The organism is Hydrocarboniclastica marina (assembly GCF_004851605.1).
Lineage (GTDB): Bacteria > Pseudomonadota > Gammaproteobacteria > Pseudomonadales > Oleiphilaceae > Hydrocarboniclastica > Hydrocarboniclastica marina.
Map to the genome: position 1 here is coordinate 2,567,381 of NZ_CP031093.1, position 21,083 is coordinate 2,588,463.

The 21,083-nt window shown below is 55.0% G+C and carries 21 protein-coding genes and 1 pseudogene; 6 read left to right on the plus strand and 16 right to left on the minus strand.

Annotated features, from left to right (window positions below):
• Positions 1 to 21 precede the first annotated feature (21 nt).
• The 3 genes and pseudogenes from soil367_RS11400 to soil367_RS11410 all read left to right on the plus strand — a co-directional run bounded on the left by soil367_RS11400 (position 22) and on the right by soil367_RS11410 (position 2,133).
• Positions 22 to 300 carry a hypothetical protein gene (locus soil367_RS11400; protein WP_136549229.1) on the plus strand — a complete coding sequence of 93 codons (279 nt, stop codon included), beginning with the start codon at positions 22 to 24 and terminating at the stop codon, positions 298 to 300.
• 347 nt (positions 301 to 647) lie between these two features.
• Positions 648 to 947, plus strand: a pseudogene (locus soil367_RS11405) (transposase); the annotation flags it as partial.
• A 74-nt stretch (positions 948 to 1,021) separates the two neighbouring features.
• Positions 1,022 to 2,133 (plus strand): IS3 family transposase gene (locus soil367_RS11410; protein ID WP_425459955.1). Its coding sequence is split into 2 segments (ribosomal slippage): positions 1,022 to 1,283 and positions 1,283 to 2,133, totalling 1,113 coding nucleotides; the frame shifts between segments, so codons are not numbered across the junction.
• A 268-nt stretch (positions 2,134 to 2,401) separates the two neighbouring features.
• On the opposite strand, the gene soil367_RS11415 is transcribed toward soil367_RS11410, so the two are convergent.
• The 5 genes from soil367_RS11415 to soil367_RS11435 all read right to left on the minus strand — a co-directional run bounded on the left by soil367_RS11415 (position 2,402) and on the right by soil367_RS11435 (position 10,325).
• Complete coding sequence (locus tag soil367_RS11415; RefSeq protein WP_136549230.1) at positions 2,402 to 2,650, minus strand: type II toxin-antitoxin system Phd/YefM family antitoxin; 249 nt, start codon at positions 2,648 to 2,650, stop codon at positions 2,402 to 2,404.
• Positions 2,651 to 2,918: 268 nt separating this feature from the next.
• Complete coding sequence (locus soil367_RS11420) at positions 2,919 to 6,041, minus strand: efflux RND transporter permease subunit (protein ID WP_136549231.1); 3,123 nt, start codon at positions 6,039 to 6,041, stop codon at positions 2,919 to 2,921.
• The gene (locus soil367_RS11425; protein WP_058340747.1) at positions 6,038 to 7,333 is read right to left on the minus strand and encodes an efflux RND transporter periplasmic adaptor subunit; all 1,296 of its coding nucleotides are present in this window, start codon (positions 7,331 to 7,333) and stop codon (positions 6,038 to 6,040) included. The genes soil367_RS11420 and soil367_RS11425 overlap by 4 nt, the downstream gene beginning before the upstream one ends.
• 5 nt (positions 7,334 to 7,338) lie before the next feature.
• Complete coding sequence (locus tag soil367_RS11430; RefSeq protein WP_133005743.1) at positions 7,339 to 8,658, minus strand: TolC family protein; 1,320 nt, start codon at positions 8,656 to 8,658, stop codon at positions 7,339 to 7,341.
• 365 nt (positions 8,659 to 9,023) lie between these two features.
• On the minus strand, positions 9,024 to 10,325 hold the full coding sequence (locus tag soil367_RS11435) for an IS1380 family transposase (RefSeq protein ID WP_136545945.1): 1,302 nt from the start codon (positions 10,323 to 10,325) through the stop codon (positions 9,024 to 9,026).
• Positions 10,326 to 10,436: 111 nt separating this feature from the next.
• Here soil367_RS11435 and soil367_RS11440 point away from each other — a divergent pair, with 111 nt between their 5' ends.
• The gene (locus soil367_RS11440) at positions 10,437 to 10,721 is read left to right on the plus strand and encodes a hypothetical protein (protein WP_136549232.1); all 285 of its coding nucleotides are present in this window, start codon (positions 10,437 to 10,439) and stop codon (positions 10,719 to 10,721) included.
• 149 nt (positions 10,722 to 10,870) lie between these two features.
• Entirely contained in the window at positions 10,871 to 11,110 is a 240-nt protein-coding gene (locus tag soil367_RS18830; protein WP_022990664.1) for a hypothetical protein, read from the plus strand.
• 263 nt (positions 11,111 to 11,373) lie between these two features.
• Here soil367_RS18830 and soil367_RS11445 read toward each other — a convergent pair whose 3' ends face one another.
• The 5 genes from soil367_RS11445 to soil367_RS11465 are packed head-to-tail and all read right to left on the minus strand — an operon-like array spanning position 11,374 to position 14,029.
• Positions 11,374 to 11,577 (minus strand): hypothetical protein, encoded by a 204-nt coding sequence (locus tag soil367_RS11445; RefSeq protein WP_022990665.1) that lies wholly within the window; start codon positions 11,575 to 11,577, stop codon positions 11,374 to 11,376.
• 41 nt (positions 11,578 to 11,618) lie between these two features.
• Positions 11,619 to 12,041 (minus strand): c-type cytochrome, encoded by a 423-nt coding sequence (locus tag soil367_RS11450; protein ID WP_022990666.1) that lies wholly within the window; start codon positions 12,039 to 12,041, stop codon positions 11,619 to 11,621.
• On the minus strand, positions 12,038 to 12,703 hold the full coding sequence (locus soil367_RS11455) for an isoprenylcysteine carboxylmethyltransferase family protein (protein ID WP_094625999.1): 666 nt from the start codon (positions 12,701 to 12,703) through the stop codon (positions 12,038 to 12,040). Before soil367_RS11455 ends, soil367_RS11450 begins: the two co-directional genes overlap by 4 nt.
• On the minus strand, positions 12,696 to 12,917 hold the full coding sequence (locus soil367_RS11460) for a DUF2933 domain-containing protein (protein WP_061331757.1): 222 nt from the start codon (positions 12,915 to 12,917) through the stop codon (positions 12,696 to 12,698). Before soil367_RS11460 ends, soil367_RS11455 begins: the two co-directional genes overlap by 8 nt.
• A gap of 41 nt (positions 12,918 to 12,958) precedes the next feature.
• The gene (locus soil367_RS11465; RefSeq protein ID WP_136549233.1) at positions 12,959 to 14,029 is read right to left on the minus strand and encodes a YncE family protein; all 1,071 of its coding nucleotides are present in this window, start codon (positions 14,027 to 14,029) and stop codon (positions 12,959 to 12,961) included.
• Between the two features lie 188 nt (positions 14,030 to 14,217).
• Between soil367_RS11465 and soil367_RS11470 the strand changes: the two genes are divergently transcribed.
• Complete coding sequence (locus soil367_RS11470) at positions 14,218 to 15,510, plus strand: ATP-grasp domain-containing protein (RefSeq protein ID WP_136549234.1); 1,293 nt, start codon at positions 14,218 to 14,220, stop codon at positions 15,508 to 15,510.
• Positions 15,511 to 15,570: 60 nt separating this feature from the next.
• On the opposite strand, the gene soil367_RS11475 is transcribed toward soil367_RS11470, so the two are convergent.
• The 6 genes from soil367_RS11475 to soil367_RS11500 form a co-directional block, all read right to left on the minus strand.
• Complete coding sequence (locus tag soil367_RS11475) at positions 15,571 to 16,029, minus strand: hypothetical protein (RefSeq protein WP_022990672.1); 459 nt, start codon at positions 16,027 to 16,029, stop codon at positions 15,571 to 15,573.
• 184 nt (positions 16,030 to 16,213) lie between these two features.
• On the minus strand, positions 16,214 to 16,465 hold the full coding sequence (locus soil367_RS19040; protein WP_281283927.1) for a DUF302 domain-containing protein: 252 nt from the start codon (positions 16,463 to 16,465) through the stop codon (positions 16,214 to 16,216).
• 158 nt (positions 16,466 to 16,623) lie between these two features.
• A complete protein-coding gene (locus tag soil367_RS11485) occupies positions 16,624 to 18,984 on the minus strand; it encodes a heavy metal translocating P-type ATPase (protein ID WP_136549235.1) in 2,361 nt (786 codons plus the stop codon).
• Positions 18,977 to 19,204: a DUF805 domain-containing protein gene (locus soil367_RS11490; RefSeq protein ID WP_048496390.1), complete on the minus strand. Its 228-nt coding sequence runs from the start codon at positions 19,202 to 19,204 to the stop codon at positions 18,977 to 18,979. Before soil367_RS11490 ends, soil367_RS11485 begins: the two co-directional genes overlap by 8 nt.
• A 27-nt stretch (positions 19,205 to 19,231) precedes the next feature.
• Positions 19,232 to 20,584: an APC family permease gene (locus tag soil367_RS11495; protein ID WP_136549236.1), complete on the minus strand. Its 1,353-nt coding sequence runs from the start codon at positions 20,582 to 20,584 to the stop codon at positions 19,232 to 19,234.
• Between the two features lie 11 nt (positions 20,585 to 20,595).
• Entirely contained in the window at positions 20,596 to 20,949 is a 354-nt protein-coding gene (locus tag soil367_RS11500) for a hypothetical protein (RefSeq protein ID WP_048496392.1), read from the minus strand.
• Positions 20,950 to 21,083: the final 134 nt, after the last annotated feature.

Below are 21,083 nucleotides of genomic sequence, written 5' to 3' on the forward strand. Positions count from 1 at the left end.
ATGTCAACTGGAGCTATACACATGAACATTATCATCAAAGCTACTTTATTCACCCTAGCGATTGGATTTGGAGGCACTGCCGTTGCCAGTCCAAATGGAGGTTTGGTGGACCGCATCAATGACACGCGCTCTTATCCGAACAAGACCGTAGAGACCGGGACGCAGAATGGGCAAGAGCAGCAAAGAATGATGGAAAAAATGCAGGAACTGCACTCGAAAGACGGTAGTGATGGAGAAATCGCCCAAAAGCACTGCATGAAGCTGAAGCAGGAACATAAGGACAGAAGCGTATCATCATAAAGCTGGAGATGGCTAAACTGGACCTGCATGTATAGCGGCAAGCGAAAACCATCGATATTTGGGCGGAAATGCCTGCTTTCGTATTACGGTCAGTGAAGTTGACCCCAAACTGACACACGACCTGTATAGAAATGGAGGTAAAGGGTAAGGCGGTGGCCATCGCGATTAGGAGAAGACTATCAATACGAAGAGTTATTGCAGAACGAGCTTATAGGACCTTGTAAAAATATAATGCATTCAATTTCCCCGATACAGTAGTGTTGTCTACTCAACCCCCCGGTGTCAGGATAGTTGTCACCTGATCGGTTTTATCTAAATCCAATCCCGGGGGCGGTATGAGTTCGGTAATGCCACGCTACGCACCAGAACGTAAAGAAGCCCTACTGATAAAATTATTGCCTCCGCACAACCTGTCCGTGGCTGAGTTAGCCCGGCAGGAAGGTATCTCCGAGCAGACGCTTTATAATTGGCGCAAAGAAGCCAAGGCCGGAGGAGCTGCTGTGCCCGGAGTTAAAAAGCTGACCGATAATTGGTCGGCGGAAGCCAAGCTGGCGGTTGTGATTGAAACGGCTGCCTTATCAGAGATTGAGCTCAGTGAGTACTGCCGCGGTAAGGGCCTCTACCCCCAACAGGTGAATGCGTGGAAGTGTAAGCCTCCCCTAGAATAGTGGCATTCGAAATTAGAGTTCTCCGGCTTACACTAGCGCAAACGGAGAACCGCATGAAAAAGTCACGTTACAGCGAAACCCAGATCGTCAAGATCCTGAAGGAGGTCGAGGGCGGCCGCCTGGTCAAAGAAGTGTGCCGCGAATACGGCATCTCGGACGCGACCTATTACAACTGGAAGTCAAAGGGCGGCGGCATGGAAGCCTCTGATGTGAAGCGCCTGAAGGAGCTTGAGGATGAGAACCGCCGGCTCAAGCAGATGTATGCCGAGTTGAGCCTGGATCACAAGCTTCTTAAGGATGTGATCGAAAAAAAGCTGTAACGCCGGCTGTTCGAAGAGAACTGGTCGATTACCTCAAGCAGGCCCATGGTACGAGTACCCGCCGGGCCTGCCGAATAGCTGGCATCAGTGACTCTGTCTATCGCTACTGCCCGGGTCCCGCCCGGGACGCGCCTGTGGTCCAGGCGCTTCAGGCCGCGGTGGACCGATACCGGGCATACGGCTTCAGCAAGCTGTTTAAGATCCTGCGACGCTGGGGCCATCCGTGGAACCACAAGCGCGTCTACCGGCTCTACTGTGCCCTGAACCTGAACAAGCGGCGACGGGGCAAGAAGCGGCTTCCGAGCCGCAACCCCGAGCCCTTGGCTGTGCCGGCTACGGCCAACCACTGCTGGTCTATCGACTTTATGAGTGACAGCCTGTTCTGCGGCCGCCGGTTCCGGACATTCAACGTCGTGGATGACTTCAACCGAGAAGCCCTAGCCATCGAGATCGACCTAAACCTGCCAGCACCGCGGGTCATCCGTGTACTGGAACGCATCAGCGCCTGGCGTGGTTATCCCACAAAGCTACGGATGGACAACGGCCCGGAGTTCATATCTCTCGCACTTGCAAGTTGGGCTGAAGAACCAGGCGTCATGCTGGAATTTATCAAGCCCGGAACACCGACTCAGAACTCCTATGTCGAACGTTTCAACCGCACCTACCGAGACGAGATCCTGAACATGTACGTTTTCAGAAATCTGACGGAAGTGCGGGAGCTGACAGAGAAATGGATGACCGAATATAACGACGAACGGCCCCATGACTCACTGAATGACCTGACGCCATGGGAATACCTGGCGAAACACAACCAGTTGGAAAACTCTAATCAGCGGTGCAACTAAAAGCGGGAGCTTTACACAACCAGCACCAAGGAAAGGGTCAACTCCCAGGCCTTGAATGGCGGCAGGCTGGCGCCGGGAATCGAATCTTTGTTTTAAATCAGACAGTTAAACCTGGAGACATGGTTCGTCATACAAACTACCATACAAGCTTTGCCAGCCTACATTTTCTGTTATTTTTTGTAACAAAACCAACTCGTCTACTCAAATTAGGAATGGATGTCATGATTTGGCGCTCTTCGGGGTGAGGGCCTGCAAGCAAAGCGAACACTCAAAACTCATTCAGATCAACTCGAATACTTGGCTCTCCACTTCGCTCTGCAACAACGGCAACCAACTCATGATCATCCAGCCTGTCGAGCATCGCCTCGTATACTGCAGCAGGAACACAGTAAAAGATGGGCTCATTCCGATTCAATACAGCAATTGGAAATCCAGCCCCTGAATCCAGTGCCGCCATAGGATTCTTTTTCAGCTCCGAGATGCTTACAGTAGCCTCAGTGAAGGTTTGTCTGGCCATGTGAACGCCTCAATATAAAGATCTATTAACAGGCCTGAGCTCCCGAGGGCAGCATGGCTCCCTATAAGCCATCGGGGACTCCAGCGCCCAGCATTACCTTGTATTTAGTTTAGCTCCATGAGTAGCTTTGGTCGCAAAGCGAACGTTCAGGCAAATAGATTTTGGAATATGCGCAGTAGACGGGTAGGCACTCTGCGAATGATCGTGATAACCGGTAAAGACGTGATAGCAAGGTGCCAGGCCGAATCTTGGCACCTTGCTATCGGCGTTACTCACCAAGAGTTCGCTGTTTCCAGAGATAAAAGAGCACAGGAATCACCAGCAGCGCCAGAATGACAGCGGAAATCATACCGCCCACCATAGGTGCCGCAATCCGGCCCATCACCTCCGACCCTGTACCGGTGCCAATCATAATGGGCACAAGCCCCCCGATAATGGCGGCCGCCGTCATCATGATTGGCCGAACCCGCATACCGGCACCGTGTAGTACGGCATGGCGGAGGCTTTCTCGCCTTGGCGTCAGCCCTTTGTCATCACACGTTTCCAGCATTGCGTTATAAGCCTGATTCAAATACACCAGCATGATCACCCCAATCTCTACCGCAACGCCGGCCAGCGCAATGAAACCGACACCGACGGCTACCGAAAAATTATAACCAAGCAGATACATCAGCCAGATAGCACCGATCATCGCAAACGGTAGCGTGCCCATAATAATCCCCACTTCGGCAAAACGGCGGAAGTTAAGAAACAGCAGGATGACGATGATGGCCAGCGTTAACGGCACCACATAGGTCAGTTTTTCCTTCGCACGGAGCATGTACTCATACTGACCAGACCAGTTGATTGAATAACCGGGAGGTAGATCCAGCTCTTCACTCACGGTAACCATGGCCTGTTCAACATAGGTGCCTACGTCGACACCCTCGATATCCACAAAGGTCCAGCCGTTCAGGCGGGCATTCTCACTCTTAATGGCCGGCGGGCCATCCTCCACGCCGATCTCCGCCACATCTGCCAGGGCAATGCGCTGGCCGGATGCGGTCACGATGGGCAGTTGCTCCAGCTTCTCGGGCGAATCCCGGTAGTCTTCCGGATAACGAAGATTAATGGGATACCGCTCAAGTCCCTCGATGGTTCTGGAAACGTTGATTCCACCAATAGCGGAGGCCACTACCTGCTGAACATCAGCGATATTCAGCCCATAACGAGCGGCACGCTCACGATCAATATCCACCTTGATGTAGCGGCCCCCAGCGACTCGCTCAGAGTAAACGGAGGCTGTACCGGGGATGTCGACCATGACTTCCTCAAGGCGTTTACCGATGTTCTGGATGACGGTAAGGTCCGGACCGGCAATCTTGATGCCCACCGGCGTTTTAATACCCGTTGCCAGCATATCGATGCGCGTGATGATCGGCATAACCCAGGCATTGGTTACCCCCGGGAACCGAATCAGAGTATTGAGCTCCTGCTTCAGCTTTTCGGTGGTCATGCCTTCCCGCCATTGATCCCTCGGCTTGAGCTGGATGAAGGTCTCGATCATCGTCAATGGAGCCGGATCGGTAGCGGTATCCGCCCGCCCCACTTTGCCGAACACGGTTTCGACTTCGGGTACGGTGGCAATCAGCTTGTCCGTTTGCTGCAACAGTTCCCGAGCCTTACCAATCGAGATGCCCGGGTAGGTGGTGGGCATGTACATCAGGTCGCCTTCATCCAGTGGCGGGATGAATTCACTGCCGATTTTGGTGGCTGGCCAAAGGCCCACAGCCAATGCCAGCAACGCAACAATAACCGTCGTTTTCGGGAAGCGTAACACCAGCTTCAGCACCGGCATATAAACGCCAACCAGCAGGCGGTTCACGGGGTTCTTGTGCTCCGGCAGCACCTTGCCGCGAATGAAATAGCCCATCAGCACCGGCACCAGCGTCACCGCCAGGGCCGCACTCGCCGCCATGGCGTAGGTTTTGGTGAACGCCAGGGGAGAAAACATCCGCCCTTCCTGCGCCTCCAGGGCAAACACCGGCACAAAACTGACGGTAATGATCAGGAGCGAGAAAAACAGCGCGGGCCCGACCTCAGAGGCTGACCGTGCAACGACTTCCCATCGGTTCTCAGACGTTAACGGGGTTCGCTCCATGTGTTTGTGCATGTTCTCGATCATTACAATAGCACCATCAATCATGGCGCCGATAGCGATGGCAATCCCCCCGAGTGACATGATGTTGGCATTGATGCCTTGCCAGTGCATGACGATAAAGGCCGCCAGAATACCCACGGGAAGGCTGAGAATCGCCACCAGCGACGAGCGCACGTGGAACAGGAAGACGATGCACACCAGGCCCACCACCAGAAACTCTTCAAGCAGCTTGAAGCCGAGATTATTGACCGCCCGCTCAATCAGACCAGAGCGATCGTAAACCGTCACCACCTCGACGCCTTCAGGCAAACTGGATTTCAGGTCTTCCAGTTTCGCCTTCACGCCATTAATGGTTGCCTGAGCGTTCTCACCAAAGCGCATCACCACAACACCGCCGACGGTTTCACCTTCCCCATTCAGTTCGGCAACCCCACGCCGCATCTGCGGGCCAACTTCAACGGTGGCCACATCTTTCAGCAATATGGGGGTACCGTTGTCATCGAGTCCTAATGGAATCGACAGAAGATCCTCACGGGACTTTATATAGCCAGACGTGCGCACCATGTATTCCGCCTCGGCCATCTCGATGACGGAGGCGCCCACTTCCTGGTTGCCTCTCTTAATGGCGTTCTGGATGTGAGCCAGAGGAATTCCCAGCGCCCTGAGTTTTTCCGGGCTGACCTTGACCTGGTACTGCTTCACCATACCGCCTAGCGCAGCCACCTCAGAGACACCCGGCACCGTTTGCAGTTCGTACTTCAGGAACCAGTCCTGCAGGCTGCGCAACTGGCTTAGGTCCTGGTTCCCAGTGCGGTCTACCAGCGCATACAGGTAAACCCAGCCAACTCCGGTAGCGTCTGGCCCGAGCTGAGGCCTTGCAGAGTCTGGAAGGCTGGGCGCAACCTGGGACAGGTATTCCAGTACCCGGGAGCGGGCCCAGTACATGTCGGTGTCTTCATCGAAGATCACGTAAACATAGGAGTCACCGAAGAACGAGTATCCCCTGACCGTTTTCGCGCCCGGTACCGAGAGCATGGCTGTCGTCATCGGGTAGGTCACTTGGTCTTCCACCACCTGCGGCGCCTGGCCCGGGAAACTGGTTTTGATAATGACCTGCACATCGGACAGATCCGGCAGAGCATCCACCGGCGTTTGTTTCAGCGAATAAAGGCCGAGCCCTGTGATAAGCAACGTCGCCAGCAACACCAGGAAGCGGTTACGAATAGACCAGTGAATAATAGCGGCAATCATGACTCGCCCCCGCCATGGCTCATGGTGCTGTGATCCATGCCTTCATGATCCATCCCCTGCTCATCCATATCCTGAGGGGATGACATCCGTTGGAAGTCCGAGGTTTTGCTGGATTCCGAATCGATCAGGAACTGGGCGGATGTGACCACCGTGTCGCCTGGCGAGAGGCCATTGAGTATTTCCGCATACTTGTCGCCGACGCGCCCAACGGTCACGTTAACCGACTTGAAGGCGCCCTCTTCCATCGCCAGAACCAGTCGGTCGCTCTGTCCGGTGCGGATGACCGACTCCCGTGGCACCAGAAACTGCCGCTGTCCCCGTTCGCCCTGAACATCCAGGCGAGCGAACATGCCTGGCATCAGGACACCATCATCGTTATCAAAGCGCATCCGCACTTGCGCCGTCCGGGTTTTCGGGTTCACTTCGGGGTAGACGTAATCCACGTTTCCGCGCCACTCGCGACCGGGCATGTAATCCAGCGTCATCTGCACCCGGTTACCAGCCTCTACGGCGGAAAGCTGGCTTTCAAACACTTCGCCGATCACCCAGACCTCATCCAGCGCGGCAATCGATAAAACCCGGTTTCCGGGCTTGATGAACATACCCTCACGAACATTCAGATTCTCGATCACCCCGGAACCCGGAGCGTAAACCGTCATGGTTCTCTGGACTTCGCGCTTCTGGCGCAGTTGGCTGATCAGACTAGCCGGTACGTTCAGCGCCAACAATCGCTCGGTAGCAGCATCAACCAGTCTCTGATTGCCACGGTTCATCGCGAGAAGCAGTTCTTCCTGCGCATTCACAAGGGTGGGCGAGTACAGCGTGTACAAAGGCTTGCCTTGCTCAACAGGCTCGCCCTCGGCTTTGACATAAAGCGCTTCGATCCAGCCTTCAACACGAGGGTGCACGTGGGCCATCTCGTCTTCGTTGTACTGCACGTAGCCTACGGTAGTAATGTTGTTAGGCAGGCGCCCCTGAATCACCGGCTCCGTTCGAACCCCAAGGTTGTTGACGACCGTTGGTGAAATTCGGACCGTGCCGGCTGGATCCTCAGCTGACCCACCCTCCTCGTATACCGGGATCAGATCCATCCCCATCGGGGATTTTCCGGGTTTGTCACTTTTGAAATTGGGGTCCATCGGGGCTACCCAATACAGCGGCTCCTTTGGGCCAGAAGCGGCCATTTCAGCTGCAGGCGTCGAAGTCGCGTCAGTGTCAAGCCAGTACGTGGCCCCTGCACCGGCGAGGCCGCCGAGCAATACAAAGCCCAAAGGGCGAGCAAAATTAGCCATGATGGTCAGTCCTGGTAACGATTCAGTGAAAAGGAAGGTATGTCGGAAGTGTCGGACGTCAGATAACGGAAACTCGCCAGATTCTTGGCCCGCTCGGCCATCATCTGTATCAATTCAACCTGGGTATTAAGCTCTGCAATTCGCGCTCGTACCGCTTCGGCGAAGTCGCCGTCATCGTTGTTGTAAGCAGTCAATGCTGCGCTTGCCTGCGCCTCCATTTGCGGCAGCAGGGTCTGTTCATAGAGCTCTATGCGGTCATCCAGTCGTTCGATCCGGGCCACGGCCGCACGGGCTTTGGCCTGAAGTCCCCGGATCTGCAAAATACGTTCTGTTTTTGCCGCCTCCAGTCGCGCCACTGATGCATTCAGTTTTCGATCCTGCCGGTTGCCTGTAAAGATCGGGAGATCAAAGCCAATGCCTACAGAGAACAGGTCGGCCCTGTCCTGACCGTTTGGTGCCCGCTCCCTGTATCCATATTGTGCAGATACTGACCATTCCGGCTTGTAGGCCTGGCGAGCCAGGTCAACGTCAACACTCTGGGCATCAATCAACTGATCAGTCGCGCGGATTGACGGATGACGGATCAGTGCCTCTGCGGATGTTTCAGCCCAGCCCAGAGGAAACACTCTCAGCAACTCGTTGGGTACATCTTTACTGACAGCCAGCTTGGCTTGGTCCGGGCCTATCCACTCTGCCAGCGCCTCGCGGTTCGATGCCTGTTGCAAATGCAGCACCGTCAGCCGGTCCTCAAGTCGCGTCAGTTCCAGCGAGGCACGGATTACATCCTGCTGCCTGGAACCTATGCTTGCTGAGGTATACCCGGCCTCGGCGACATCCTCTAACTGCTGAAACAGAGCACGATTATCTTCAATCAGTTCGATGCTTTGCTGGGTTCGCCAGACCTCAAGCCAGAGATGCGCTACCGATTCCATGACCTGCGCCCGGCGGTTCTCGCGCCGAAAAGGCTGAACGCCTGCCATTTCCTGCTTTTTTTCACTGGCCAGCTGACGGCTATCACCTCGCGGAATTCGCTGGGTAAATCCAATGGTGGCCTGAGTCATTGCCTCCTGTCCGGTATCGAAAGTATCCGTGGGCAAATTCGCGGCACCAAGCGTCATCCGGGGGTCCGGGAGTGCCCCATCGGCAACAGCTTCTTCCAACAGAGCATCTTGCATCTGCACACTCTGACGCAGCCACGGATCGTTCTCGATGGCCGCATCAATCGCGCCGGTTAACTCAAGTCTGGTTGCCGTCCAAGCGGGCAAACTGGTCAAAACCAGAGCACCGAGAAAGGCCGGCTTTATAAGGTGAGGAAGAATGGACAACGTTATATCTCCATTGAAATGTTTCTGACTCGCAATCTTATAGCGCTTATCTGAAACCAAACTGAATTGCAGAACGAAAATGCACAATTTGATTTATATCAAGACACTGTTATTCCTGAAAAAAATTACTTTATTTTAAATTTTCTTATTTCTTTCAGGATCAATTCAGAAACCGATGCTTTAATTAAATCACCAACCAACTAGCCCGGATTTCTCATAGTAGTCCCTGATGGGCGGATGCCTGAGGATATCCCGGTTTTCGGTGTCTCGTCCGGGGTTTTTTGATCAGATATTAATCAATTCCTGATGTGCAGACACAATTCCCCCTTTCCCCCATTACTGACGGGCCGGGGGAGCCCGCTGATCTAGGTGGGCACCAGCCGCTGAACCAGGGCTGATAATTCTGTCTTATACGGATAGCTATCACTCATCAACACCCGGATTCGGCGGGTATTGCGGATGATCACAGCGCCGACCTTGATCAGTTTCAACCGCAGGGTGCCAGCGCTCATGCGCTCGAAGGGCGTGCTTTTCAGATGCACCCGCAGACGCTCGAATAGGGTGTAGGCAAAGCCGGAGAGTATCAGCCGCCACTGATTGGTCCACCATTGGGTACTCGATGTGCGGTCGGCAAACAGATCCAGCTGCTGATCCTTGATCCGGTTTTCCATGTCACCGCGGGCGCAATACTGTTCGTAGTAGAGCTTGAACCCCTCGTCGTAGCGGGAGCTGATGACGAAGCGGGGATTCGGACCCTGGGGGCCGTATTCCAGGCGGGCGACGACCAGCCGTTCCTGCTGCCAGCTTCGGGCCTTGTAGTTAAAGCGGAACGTAACGGCCAGCTTGTCGCCGGTGGCTTCATGATATTCCTGGACCTTGTCCATGGCGGGTGCCGCCAGGGTTTCCAGCCGCGTATTGCGCGCCATGCCCACGATGTAATCCACCTGGTTGTGGTCACACCAGGCCAGGATTCGGGGCTTGCAGAAGTGGGAATCACCCCGGAACACAATGCGGGTTTCTGACCAGTAGCGCCGGATAAACCGCACCAATAGGGCTAGAATGGCCCAGCTGTGCCGGGCATCACCCCGATTACTGGTGCGCAGATAGCTCACCAGCAGGTGCCGTCCGCAGAAGACATACAGCGGGAAGTAGCAGTGGTGATCGTAGTACCGGTTGAAGAACTTGCCCGGCTGGTCGCCGTGCACCGGAATATCCGTGCCGTCGAAATCCAGCACGATTTCCTTTGGCGGCTTGTCGTGCTGCTCAATGAAATGATGCCAGAGCAGCTCATGGGCCTTCACGATGGTTTGCCGGTCCACGGCCTGTTCCATTCGGCAGAGCGTGGACTTGCCGGCCAGGACGGAGACCTCACCCGTGGCGGATTGCAGCGCCTGATCAAAGCGTAGCGCTTCATGGTCATTCAGGTCTTCGTATCCGCCGGCCACGCCGTAGACCCGTTGCCGGACCATGGTATCGAGTTGGTGACGAACCATCGTGGAATCCCGCTGATCGACCAGAGTCTCGGCCAGTCGCTGGGTTAACTGGTGTTGCTTATCGACTTCGCGTAATAACAACAAGCCAGCATCGGAGGTGATGTGGCCTCCGGAGAAATCGGCTTCAATCTGACGGCGGAACAGTGGCGAGAAGGTCAGCTTTTCGGGTACCATTTTGGATGCGGCTTCTGGTGGTTCGTTTTTGGTGTAAGGTCCTGAAATGTTACCACTTTAAGCCGCTTTTTCCTTCCTCCTCATGAGAAATCCGGGCTAGGAGGTGTAAGAATGAAAAATTTACTTATATTTGCAGCAGCAGTTACTGTTTCAACGTCCGTACTCGCCGGCAACATGTCAGACAATAAGGACATGAGGGCCATGCACAGCCAAATGATGGACAAATCATCCATTGAAGAAATACTTAAGAATGAAGAGATGCAGCGCTTGCACAGAGACATGACACGTAATGCGATGTCCGAAGGGGGCTTTGAGGCTCGCGTGCAAATGATGACGGAAGAAGGCCGAGCTTATCACAACGCTCTGAAAAAAAGGCAAAAAAATACCGCAGGGTAATTCCTGCGGCAAAGTCAACTCGTGGAGACGCAAGCGTCGGCTGGCTCGGGCTTCGAGCAGTCGACGTCCTGATCACGCTCAAGTAAATCACAGAAAACTGAAACTGAACTGAATTTCTTGAACGGTTTAAGGTAATTAAGGAGAGCATCATGAAAAAAATCATTATCGCTGCCGCAGCTGCCACTTTATTTTCTACAATGGCCACTGCCAATTCAGGATTGGCCGATCGAATTAATGAAGCGCGCACTTACCCGAACAAAACAGCCGACGCAAAAACCAGAATGATGACCTGCATGAAAGAAATGCAATCTCAAAAATCAATGAACGGGTCCAATGTCAATAAGCAGCAAAAAATATCAGTCAGAAACACACACCACAATCATACTTAAATAAATCCAGCGTGTTAGAGAATAACCAGTAGTCGACTGTCTCTTAGAACGACAGTCGACTATTTATTAAATATTGAAAATACAGAAAGTAATTTACTTCACTTCCACGATGCCTCTTCATTTGGCTCTCAGAGTCAACCACCCAAGAAACATCCATTTGACAATCAGGCCCGTTATCGGTGGCAAGAAAACCCATTGTGCAAGAGGAATTACCCCTGTGCCTGTCCATGTGACTACCGGCATTAACTCGCTATAATTCCATCTTAAACCTGCCGAACCATCCAGGCCTCCAGGTCCGGTTCCCAGGTCCAGTATTCGGTTTCGATACGCATGGTGAAACGGCCGTGGTTGCTGTCCGACCACAGGGTGGCCTCCATCCCCTCAATCAATGATTCCGCCGAGGGCGCACCACCCAGCGCACTGCCCGGAAAAACACTTAGAAAAGCCACCACCCATAAGCATTTCATACGCTGCCTCCTTGAGTTAATCGTCTGATTACCCAGAGAAATCAGAGCCCACTCCTTTCAGACCATGCCTCATAGATCCGCTTGTCCCATTTGCTCTGGAAATAGGCGATAGCGGCTTTTTGATCGTCCCTGGAGAGCTCGTCTGCGAAGGCCGGCATTTTCCCACCCATGGGGGCGCCACCTTGACTAATTGTACCCATCAGCGTGTCGAAGGAATGGTGCCAGGCATGACCTGTTCCGTTGAGCGGTGGCGGCGGGTAAGAGCCATCCTTCAGAGTCTTTTTCCAATTGAAAGCGCCTTGGGCATTGCCGCCATGGCAGCTTGCGCAGTTGTCGTCGAACACCACTGCGCCGCGCTCGACCTCAGCCTGTGTGTACCAGCGGTCATCCACCGTCTGTTTACCGCAGCCGCTGATTAGTGCGACTGCAAGAACGCCTACTGAGATAGTTGCCCCATGCATCATTCTTGTTCCTCGATTTCCTTGCGCCTCAAATTCCTCAATCGCGGAATAAAACGGGGAGTTCTGGCTGCATAGGCCCGCCAATCGGAGCCGAACGCTTTTTCTGTTTCACGCTCCTCGTGAATAGACAGGCGCGAGTACATCCACACCAGCACCGGGAACATGGCCAGCGTCAGCAGCGTTGGCCACTGCAGCAGAAAACCGAACATGATGAGCACGAAGCCGGAATACTGAGGGTGGCGAACGTGGGCATACAGGCCGGTTGTGGCCAACTGCCCTGCCTTTTGCGCGGCATACAGGGTACGCCAGCCAGCCGCAATCAGATAAAACCCAAGGCCAATAAACACTGTGCTCAAGAGATGAAACGGCCCAAAGTGTGGGGAACCCTTCCAACCAAACAGCATTTCCAGCAAGTGGCCACTGTCGTGAGCCAACCAGTTCACGTCGGGATACTGGCTCTGCAGCCAGCCGGAGAGGAAGTAGAGCGTCAGCGGGAACCCGTACATCTCGGTGAACAGTGCCACCAGAAACGCGCTGAAGGCACCAAACGAACGCCAGTCCCGGCGGGTCTGCGGTTTGAAAAAACTGAAGGCGAAGAATATGAAAATCGCCGAATTCAGCACCACTAGGCTCCAAAGGCCATAATCCGATGCACCATCAGTCATCACGCTGCTCTCCACTCTTTCCCGGTTGCTCTGCCTGGTGGTTATGTCCTCCATGTCCTCCATGCCCTCCGTGCATAAAAATATGGATCAGCGGACAAGCAAGCAGTATCAGCCAGGGCAAGGCGCCAAGCAGATGAACCTTGTGTTCTCCCCAGAGTAAAACCAGTGCGATAACGGCAAACATTGCCAAGGTAATTTTAAAGCGTCGATCCATGAGCGGTTCCTTTGCGAAAAAGCCAGTGTCAGAACAGGGTACTAATGGGCCTCAAGGGATATCTGATGGCCTATGCCGCTCAGCGCGATCTCATCAACCACATCGAGGGATTCCGGGTCGAGCACCCAAAGCTTGTTCTCTGCCCGACTGGTCACCAGTAGCTGGCCATCGTAGGGAGAGACCGCAAGATGATAGGGCGCAGGAGCCAGCGGCCTGGTGTGGCGGGCGCCGCTGGCTAGCTCAATCCGGACCACTTGGTTGCCGCCCTGGCTGGTGGCATAGAGGGTCTGGCCATCTGCGCTCAAGCCAACGCCATGGGGCGCCTCCCCAACCTCGTACCGGTTCGCCACCGCGCCTTTGGCAAGCTCAAGGACAAGAACCTGGCCGGATGCAGCATCATTCACGTAGAGCCGCTGGTTGCCGGGGGCAAGCACCATATGCTCTGGGTTGCCGCCAACTCGCAAATTGCGCTCGACGAACCAGTGCTCGGTATCCACTTCGCTGACCGTGCCATTACCGGTATTGCTGACCAGAAGGGATTGGCCGTCGTCGGTTTGCACCAGATAGTTGGGGGCCGGCCCCGTCGCCACAGTTTTGACCAACTGACCGGAATCCAGATCCACAACGCTGATACTGCCACGGGCAGGATGCGTGGAAACGGCATAGCGACCGTTGGAAGTCACCAGCACATGGTGCACAGGCCCCGGCACTTCCAGTTTGCGGTCAATCGTCTTTGTGGCCGTGTTCACCAAATAGAGCAGCCCGGTACTCCCTGCTTCCAATTCAGTAGACTTCCCGCCCCCATGATGAGCGGCGTGTTCATCTTCTGAAACGCCTTCGGGGCGACTAACCGGCTCCTGACGATCATGCGCCGACAAACTACCCACCACCAGATGCCGGCCATCCGGGGTCAGTGCCGAACCGTGGGTATTCAGTGTGCCGCCAATGTACGAAGTCACCTTGCGGTTTTCCAGATCAATAACGCCGACGGCATCCGCCGTGCCCATGGGAACAAATGCCCGGTTCGTGTCTGCGGCCACCATCAGCGAAAAACTCATAGCGACACTGGCCGTAATACCAGCAATACACTGCTTGCGCAACGAATGGTTCATAGCGTGCCCTTTTTGGTCAGAGGGTTTCAGTAAGATCTCCTCGCCCGGTAAGCAAGATCCCGAACAGGCATGGTCATTACTTGGCAATCCATCACACCAAGCTGAAACAGGCCTGAAAACAGTTGCGAAACATGCATTCGTTTGACCAGAATCAAGGTGGAACGATTCACAATGACCATGGACACCCAATGCAAGACGTGCCCCAGGAAAACCAGCGAACAACCAAAACCCACGCCGACCAGCTCAACCGGCAGTGTTACTGCATCACCCTTGACCGAAAAGCGCTCACTGACAGCCTCCAGAAGCAGTTTTCAGACACTGGGAACGAGGCGCCGGCCACTCCCGAGATCCATCATTTCTTTTCAAACACGCCGGTTTTTGTTCCCCAGGCTGACATCGCGACGATGGAGCGGATTGTTCAGGCGATCGAATCCGCAGCCGAGCTTCCGCCCTATAAGGAAAAAGCTCTGTCCTGGGCGCCGGACATCGCCGGTTTTGATCCAGGCCCCATCGGGGCCTTCATGGGCTACGACTTTCACCTGGGCGAGAACGGGCCTCGGCTGATCGAAATCAACACCAACGCCGGCGGCGCATTTCTGAACACGGTATTGGCCCGGGCTCAACACCGATGCTGTGACCCGTCCCAGCAGACCGCTGGCACCAACCGTGCACTGGATGGGTTCGAGGACGCGGTGTTTGCCATGTTCCAGCAGGAGTGGCAACGGCAAGGTGGCGACTCGACGCCCGGTTGCCTGGCCATTGTGGATGATGCCCCTGAATCCCAGTTTATGTTCCCGGAATTCCAACTGGCCCAGCAGTTATTCCAGGCCAGAGGCATTGAGACCTTGATCCTCGACCCATCGGAGCTTGAGTATGTTGATGGCGCTCTGAGCGCCCACGGCAAGCCTATCGGCATGGTGTACAACCGCCTGGTGGATTTTGCCTTGGAGGCCCCGGCTCTTGGGGCGCTGAGGCGCGCCTACCTCGACGGCGCGGCGGTCGTCACGCCCAATCCACGCGCCCATGCGCTGATGGCCGACAAACGGAACCTGATCCTGCTATCTGATGCCCAAACCCTGCGCGACTGGGGCCTGAGTGAAACCGAGGCAGGATTTCTGGATAGAGCTGTACCGAAGACCCGGCTGGTTTCAGCAAGTGATGAGGCGGAGTTGTGGAGCAACCGGCGTAAACTGTTTTTCAAACCGGTAGCGGGCCATGGCAGCAAGGGCGTCTATCGGGGCGAAAAACTAACCCGCCGCGTTTTCGAAGAGATCCTGAAGGGTGATTACATCGCGCAGAACTTCGTTCCCGCCGGAGAACGCACCCTGAGAGTGGATGGCACGGTCACCACCAGAAAGGTCGATATCCGTTTGTACACCTATGCCGGGCAACATCTGCTTGCCGCTGCCCGTGTGTACCAGGGCCAGGCCACCAACTTTCGAACGCCGGGAGGTGGCTTTGCGCCCGTCTTTGAGGTGTGAAGGTGAGCCTCAATTGGAAACATTCAAAGGGATTAAGCCGTCAGCAAAAGTGCTCGGATCTCATAGATCCTGCATTCGGCCAACCTGACGAGCCAGTCTCATCGACTCATTTTCCTCCATCGCCAAAAGAGATTCGAACAGCTCTTTTGCTTCTGGAATTTCGGCTTTTCCAATCAGCGTTTTGTAGAGATCAATAATCTGATCATGAAAGTCGAACACTTCCCGGCAGATACCATCAAAATCAAGCTTCGCGTAAGGCTCGTCGCAGGTTCGATGAGTTTTGATCGGATTATGGGACAGGTAGTCGTACACCCGAGTTTCCAGTGCCTTCTTATCCCCTTGGTGCTCAAACTCGTTCACGATCCGCTCTATTTCCGATTCATGAGCTGCCAGATAATCCAAAAGCGCACGGGCCCGTTCTTCCTCGTGCTTTGTTGCGCAATGGGACAGACAGCTCGCCAGATGTGAGTGCAGATCGCGCGTCCAGTCGATCAGTTGTCCAAAAGTCTTTATATCCATATCTTTTTTCCTTTTTTCTTTTTTTCTTCTCCATAATATGACTGACATCAAATAGGTATCCCGTCGTCAAATGAGGAGTCCTATTTGCATTTCCAGTGTTCAGTTGGGCTATGCGCTCGCCTGGCTAATTCGCTAATCCATTGCAAACCGCAGGCACTGCAGCAAATCGACGCCTCTACCGGCTTCAGATCGATTCCACAACCTCAGAGAGCATATCCCTGACCTTCCCGGCAACCTGCTTGAGCTCGTCATTATCGATGGCGCTCATGGAAGCCAATGGATCCACTGCACTTACCTCAATGCCCTCCGAAACCTCACGAAGAATAACGTTGCAAGGCAGCATGGCACCCACGCGAGGCTCCACACCGATGGCTTCCCAGGCCATGCCAGGATTGCAGGTCCCGAGAATCCGATAGGCCTGCATATCCTTGTCCAGCTTTTCTTCATGGTGGCTTTGACATCAATTTCTGTCAGCACACCGAAGCCGTGATCAGTGAGGGCCTGACGCGCTCTTCTGTCCACGTCCTCGAAATCGACATCTTTGATAACTCGATCGATTGTGTATGACATAGCTACCTCCAATGATTCAGAAGTTCATTGCTTTGACCCGAGTTTCACCACCCTCAAACGCAGCGCATTCACAATCACGCTGACCGAGGACAGCGACATGGCGGCCGCTGCAAAAATGGGCGACAGCAGTATCCCGAAAAACGGGTACAAAACCCCTGCCGCTATCGGAACACCGGCGGAGTTGTAAACGAAGGCGAAAAACAGGTTCTGACGGATATTGCGCATGGTCGCCAGAGACAAACGGCGCGCCTCGACAATGCCCATCAGGTCGCCGCGCAGCAGCGTAATGCCGGCGCTTTCGATGGCGACATCGGTCCCGGTGCCCATGGCCACACCGACATCCGCCGTTGCCAGTGCAGGCGCATCGTTTACGCCGTCACCCGCCATCACGACAACACGGCCTTCGTCTTTCAGGCGCTGGACGATCTTGCCCTTATCTTCCGGCAGGACTTCCGCTTCCACTTCGTCGATATGCAGTTTTCGAGCAACTGCTTCAGCTGAAGTGCGGTTATCGCCGGTCAGCATGACCACCCGGATGCCGTCTTTTTGCAGCGCGGAAATAGCGGCTTCGGTGGTTTCCTTGACCGGATCGGCAATCGCCAGCAACCCTGCGACGTTTCCGTCGACAGCAGCAAAAATCACGGTAGCACCATCTTTTCGGAGCTGGTCGGCGTCGCCGTCAAATCGCGTGGTGTCGACATTTTCCGACTCCATGAGAAGGCGGTTACCAAGTAGCACCCGCTTGCCGTCTATTCGACCGGTAACCCCTTTACCATTCGGAGAGTCAAAGTCTTCCGCATCCGGAAGCTTCAGGTCCATGCCCTTGGCTTTATCGAGTATGGCGTGAGCCAGTGGGTGCTCACTGCCTTTCTCCAGGCCACCTGCATAACGCATGAGACTACTGTCATCGAACCCGTTGGCCGCGACAAGCCGGGTGACTTGCGGCTTGCCCTCTGTCAGCGTGCCGGTTTTATCCACCACCACGGTGTCCACCTTCTCCATACGCTCCAAGGCTTCCGCATCGCGAATCAGAACGCCACTTTGAGCACCGCGTCCGACACCCACCATGATGGACATGGGCGTCGCCAAGCCAAGTGCGCAAGGGCAGGCAATGATCAGAACACTGACCGCTGCAATCAGCCCGAACGCCATAGGCGGTGCGGGTCCAAAGAAGGACCAAGCAATAAAGGCGACAATAGCAATCACAATAACTGCCGGCACAAACCAGCCTGCTACCTTGTCAGCCAGCCCCTGGATCGGTGCGCGGCTACGCTGGGCGCTGGCCACCATCTGGACAATCTGGGACAGCATGGTATCGCGGCCAACTTTGTCGGCCCGCATGATGAAGCTGCCCTGCTGGTTTATGCTGCCGCCGATCACTTGGTCGCCGGATTTCTTGCTGACCGCCAGGGGCTCGCCGGTCACCATGGACTCATCCACGTTGGAGCTGCCTTCAAGCACCTCGCCGTCCAGCGGCACCTTGTCACCGGGGCGCACCCGCAGGCGGTCGCCCACCTTGACCTGATCAAGCGACACATCGGATTCGCTGCCATCGTCGTCCAGTTTTCTGGCCGTCGCCGGTGCCAGATCCAGCAGGGCCTTGATGGCACCAGAGGTTTTCTCTCTGGCGCGCAATTCCAGCACCTGCCCCAGCAGCACCAGCACCACGATGACAGCAGCCGCCTCGAAGTAGACGGCGACCGACCCGTCTTCCTGCCGGAAGGCGCCTGGGAAGATCTGCGGCGCCAGGGTCGCCACCAGGCTGTAGATCAGCGCGACGCCGGTACCAATGGCAATGAGCGTAAACATGTTCAAGTTACGGCTAACCACGGATTTCCAACCCCGGACGAAGAAGGGCCAACCGCACCAGAGCACCACAGGCGTTGCCAGCACCAGTTGAATCCAGTTGGACATCTGCGGGGCTATAATGTGATCGAGTCCGGTGAGGTGCCCACCCATCTCCAGCACCAGTACAGGCAGGGCCAGCACCAGGCCGATCCAGAATCGGCGGGTCATGTCTTTGAGTTCTTCCGAAGGCCCGTCGTCCAGGCTTACCTGCTCGGGCTCCAGGGCCATGCCGCAGATTGGGCAGTCCCCTGGCCCTTGCTGCCGAATCTCGGGGTGCATGGGACAGGTATACATAGTGCCCGGCGCTACCGGCTCTTGCTGTTTCTTTTCCCAATCGAGGTACTGCTCAGGGTCCTCGTCGAATTTGGACTGGCAACGCGACGAGCAGAAGTACCAGGTTTTACCGCCATGCTGGCTGCGGTGTTCCGCGGTATGCGGATCCACTGCCATGCCGCAAACCGGATCCTTGGCGGTGTGCTCGCCAGGTTCTTTATCGGTGTGGTGATCGTGGTCATGGGCGTGATGGTGCTCAGCCATTGCGATCTCCTGTTTTGTCGGCGGGCCAGTCTGCAAATGCAATAAAATACAGCAGAACCAGATTGACGATGGGGATCAATATCAGCACACCCATCCACCCCGGATACCCGGTGCGCTGGCAAATACGCCAAGCCGGAATGACCACCACAATGGCAATCACCAGCATCCACAGCCAGTGGCCTGCCCACATGGTATTCCCGAACATGTTATCTCCCATCATGGCAATAGCCTCTCTTCCTGATTCAGATTAATGATGATGCGCATGACTCTCTTCCTGTTTCGCTTGCGCCGATTCCGGTGATCTTTTAAGGAAAATCTGCTCGGATACTGCAATCACGATCATGGTCACGACTGCCACGCTGATGACGAACGGGTCCGTATTAAGCTTTACCCAGACGAAGCCGCCCAGCGCCAAAAGATCCAACAAGATGGCTGTTGCTGGCACCCAGGTGTTGGCCTTAATGTCTTTGCGTAGATAACGGAGCACACCCCAGTGAATGGCAATGTCCATAATCAGATAAAACACGATACCCAACGCAGCAATGCGTGACAGGTCAAAGAAGGCGGTCAGAATCAGACCCAGGACAACGGTATACACCAGTGTGTGCTTCTGAATGCTGCCGGGCATCCCGAAATGCCGATGAGGAACCAGTTTCATCTCCGTCAGCATGGCCAACATGCGGGACACAGCAAATACACTGGCCAGAATTCCTCCCGCCGTGGCCATCATGGCAATCGCAACAGTAAACCAGACGCCGTATTCGCCGAGAGCGGGGCGTGCAGCAGCGGCGAGAGAGTAATCCTGCGTTTCGATAATTTCAGCCAGAGATAGATTGCTGGCGACCGCAAACCCCACCAGCGTGTAGATCACCACACAGGCGGCAATGGAAATCACGATGGCGCGCCCAACGTTTCGCTTCGGGTCGATGACTTCCGAACCACTGTTGGTGATGGTCGTAAAGCCTTTGAACGCAAGAATGCCCAACGCGGTCGCGCCCAAGAAGTTGCCCAGCGTTCCGGCTTCACCGGGCTCCGAAAAATCAACCGCGACTGAGTCGGCAATCCAGACCCCGACCAGACCGAAAATCAGTATGCCGCCGATTTTCAGGATCCCGATAAAGGAAGCCACCCCTTGAATCATCCGATTGCCCAGCAGGTTGATCAGAAAGGCCGCAAGAATGAGCGCCACGCCGAGAATGGGCACCATGCGGCCACTGTCATCCCCGCCGAAAAGTTGCATGGTGTAAGAGCCAAAGGTCCGGGCCAGGAAGCTCTGAGCGATGACCATGGAAAAATACATCAACAGGGCGTTGAAAGCCGTTGGCAGCCGGTTTCCGTAGGCTTTATGCAAGTACATGCCAATGCCCCCGGCCGACGGGTAGGCGTTGGAAATCTTGATATAGGAATACGCGCTGAAGCCAACAATCAAGGCCGCCGCGAGAAAGGCCAGCGGGAAAAGGACGCCGGTCATCTGCGCCATCTGCCCGGTCAGAGCAAAAATACCGGCGCCAATCATGACGCCGGTACCCAGCATCACCGTCCCTGGCAGAGTGAGACTACCTTCCTGGTAGCGAGTGCTTCGATCTTCCTCCCTGCTCATTCAATCTCCTGTTATTTTTTCATGGGTGGAATCTTGGAACAGCAGAACGGCTCATGCTTGGCATTTGCCCGGACGTTGTCGTCGGTAAACCGGTACCAGGCCAGTTTGCGCCGGGTCCACCATCCGGTTTTCAATCGGCCACCGTAAGCCTTGATCAGTTCCAGTAATTCATCGACGGACCAGTGGGTTCCATCGTACGTCACCTGCAATGTGCCATTTGGCTTACGCTCGGCGAAATCAACGCATGGGTGGTGATTCAGATCGTGGATGAGCCCCTCCCACTGATCCTCTCCAAGCCCCTCGACGGTCATTTTTCGGCGCAACAAAAACTGCTCCTGGTTGGTTGCTTTGTGTGCTTTGGTCATGGGGTGACACCTCTCTTCCTGATGACTTCTCCCTGTATCAAAACACTTCAACCTGAACTGCGGCTGAAAATGGACACATGCTTTCGGTGAATTTGAGTTACATCAAATCATAGACGAAAAAAGGCCATGGGTTT

What these genes read in the sequence shown, in the direction of transcription:
- soil367_RS11470 (WP_136549234.1), top strand. Translation starts at nt 14,218, where the DNA reads ATGCAAGACGTGCCCCAGGAAAACCAGCGAACAACCAAAACCCACGCC.
- soil367_RS11425 (WP_058340747.1), bottom strand. Translation starts at nt 7,333, where the DNA reads ATGGCTAATTTTGCTCGCCCTTTGGGCTTTGTATTGCTCGGCGGCCTC.
- soil367_RS11460 (WP_061331757.1), bottom strand. Translation starts at nt 12,917, where the DNA reads ATGGATCGACGCTTTAAAATTACCTTGGCAATGTTTGCCGTTATCGCA.
- soil367_RS11490 (WP_048496390.1), bottom strand. Translation starts at nt 19,204, where the DNA reads ATGATGGGAGATAACATGTTCGGGAATACCATGTGGGCAGGCCACTGG.
- soil367_RS11440 (WP_136549232.1), top strand. Translation starts at nt 10,437, where the DNA reads ATGAAAAATTTACTTATATTTGCAGCAGCAGTTACTGTTTCAACGTCC.
- soil367_RS11450 (WP_022990666.1), bottom strand. Translation starts at nt 12,041, where the DNA reads ATGATGCATGGGGCAACTATCTCAGTAGGCGTTCTTGCAGTCGCACTA.
- soil367_RS11435 (WP_136545945.1), bottom strand. Translation starts at nt 10,325, where the DNA reads ATGGTACCCGAAAAGCTGACCTTCTCGCCACTGTTCCGCCGTCAGATT.
- soil367_RS11495 (WP_136549236.1), bottom strand. Translation starts at nt 20,584, where the DNA reads ATGAGCAGGGAGGAAGATCGAAGCACTCGCTACCAGGAAGGTAGTCTC.
- soil367_RS11500 (WP_048496392.1), bottom strand. Translation starts at nt 20,949, where the DNA reads ATGACCAAAGCACACAAAGCAACCAACCAGGAGCAGTTTTTGTTGCGC.
- soil367_RS11455 (WP_094625999.1), bottom strand. Translation starts at nt 12,703, where the DNA reads ATGACTGATGGTGCATCGGATTATGGCCTTTGGAGCCTAGTGGTGCTG.
- soil367_RS11475 (WP_022990672.1), bottom strand. Translation starts at nt 16,029, where the DNA reads ATGGATATAAAGACTTTTGGACAACTGATCGACTGGACGCGCGATCTG.
- soil367_RS11485 (WP_136549235.1), bottom strand. Translation starts at nt 18,984, where the DNA reads ATGGCTGAGCACCATCACGCCCATGACCACGATCACCACACCGATAAA.
- soil367_RS18830 (WP_022990664.1), top strand. Translation starts at nt 10,871, where the DNA reads ATGAAAAAAATCATTATCGCTGCCGCAGCTGCCACTTTATTTTCTACA.
- soil367_RS11400 (WP_136549229.1), top strand. Translation starts at nt 22, where the DNA reads ATGAACATTATCATCAAAGCTACTTTATTCACCCTAGCGATTGGATTT.
- soil367_RS11415 (WP_136549230.1), bottom strand. Translation starts at nt 2,650, where the DNA reads ATGGCCAGACAAACCTTCACTGAGGCTACTGTAAGCATCTCGGAGCTG.
- soil367_RS11445 (WP_022990665.1), bottom strand. Translation starts at nt 11,577, where the DNA reads ATGAAATGCTTATGGGTGGTGGCTTTTCTAAGTGTTTTTCCGGGCAGT.
- soil367_RS11465 (WP_136549233.1), bottom strand. Translation starts at nt 14,029, where the DNA reads ATGAACCATTCGTTGCGCAAGCAGTGTATTGCTGGTATTACGGCCAGT.
- soil367_RS11420 (WP_136549231.1), bottom strand. Translation starts at nt 6,041, where the DNA reads ATGATTGCCGCTATTATTCACTGGTCTATTCGTAACCGCTTCCTGGTG.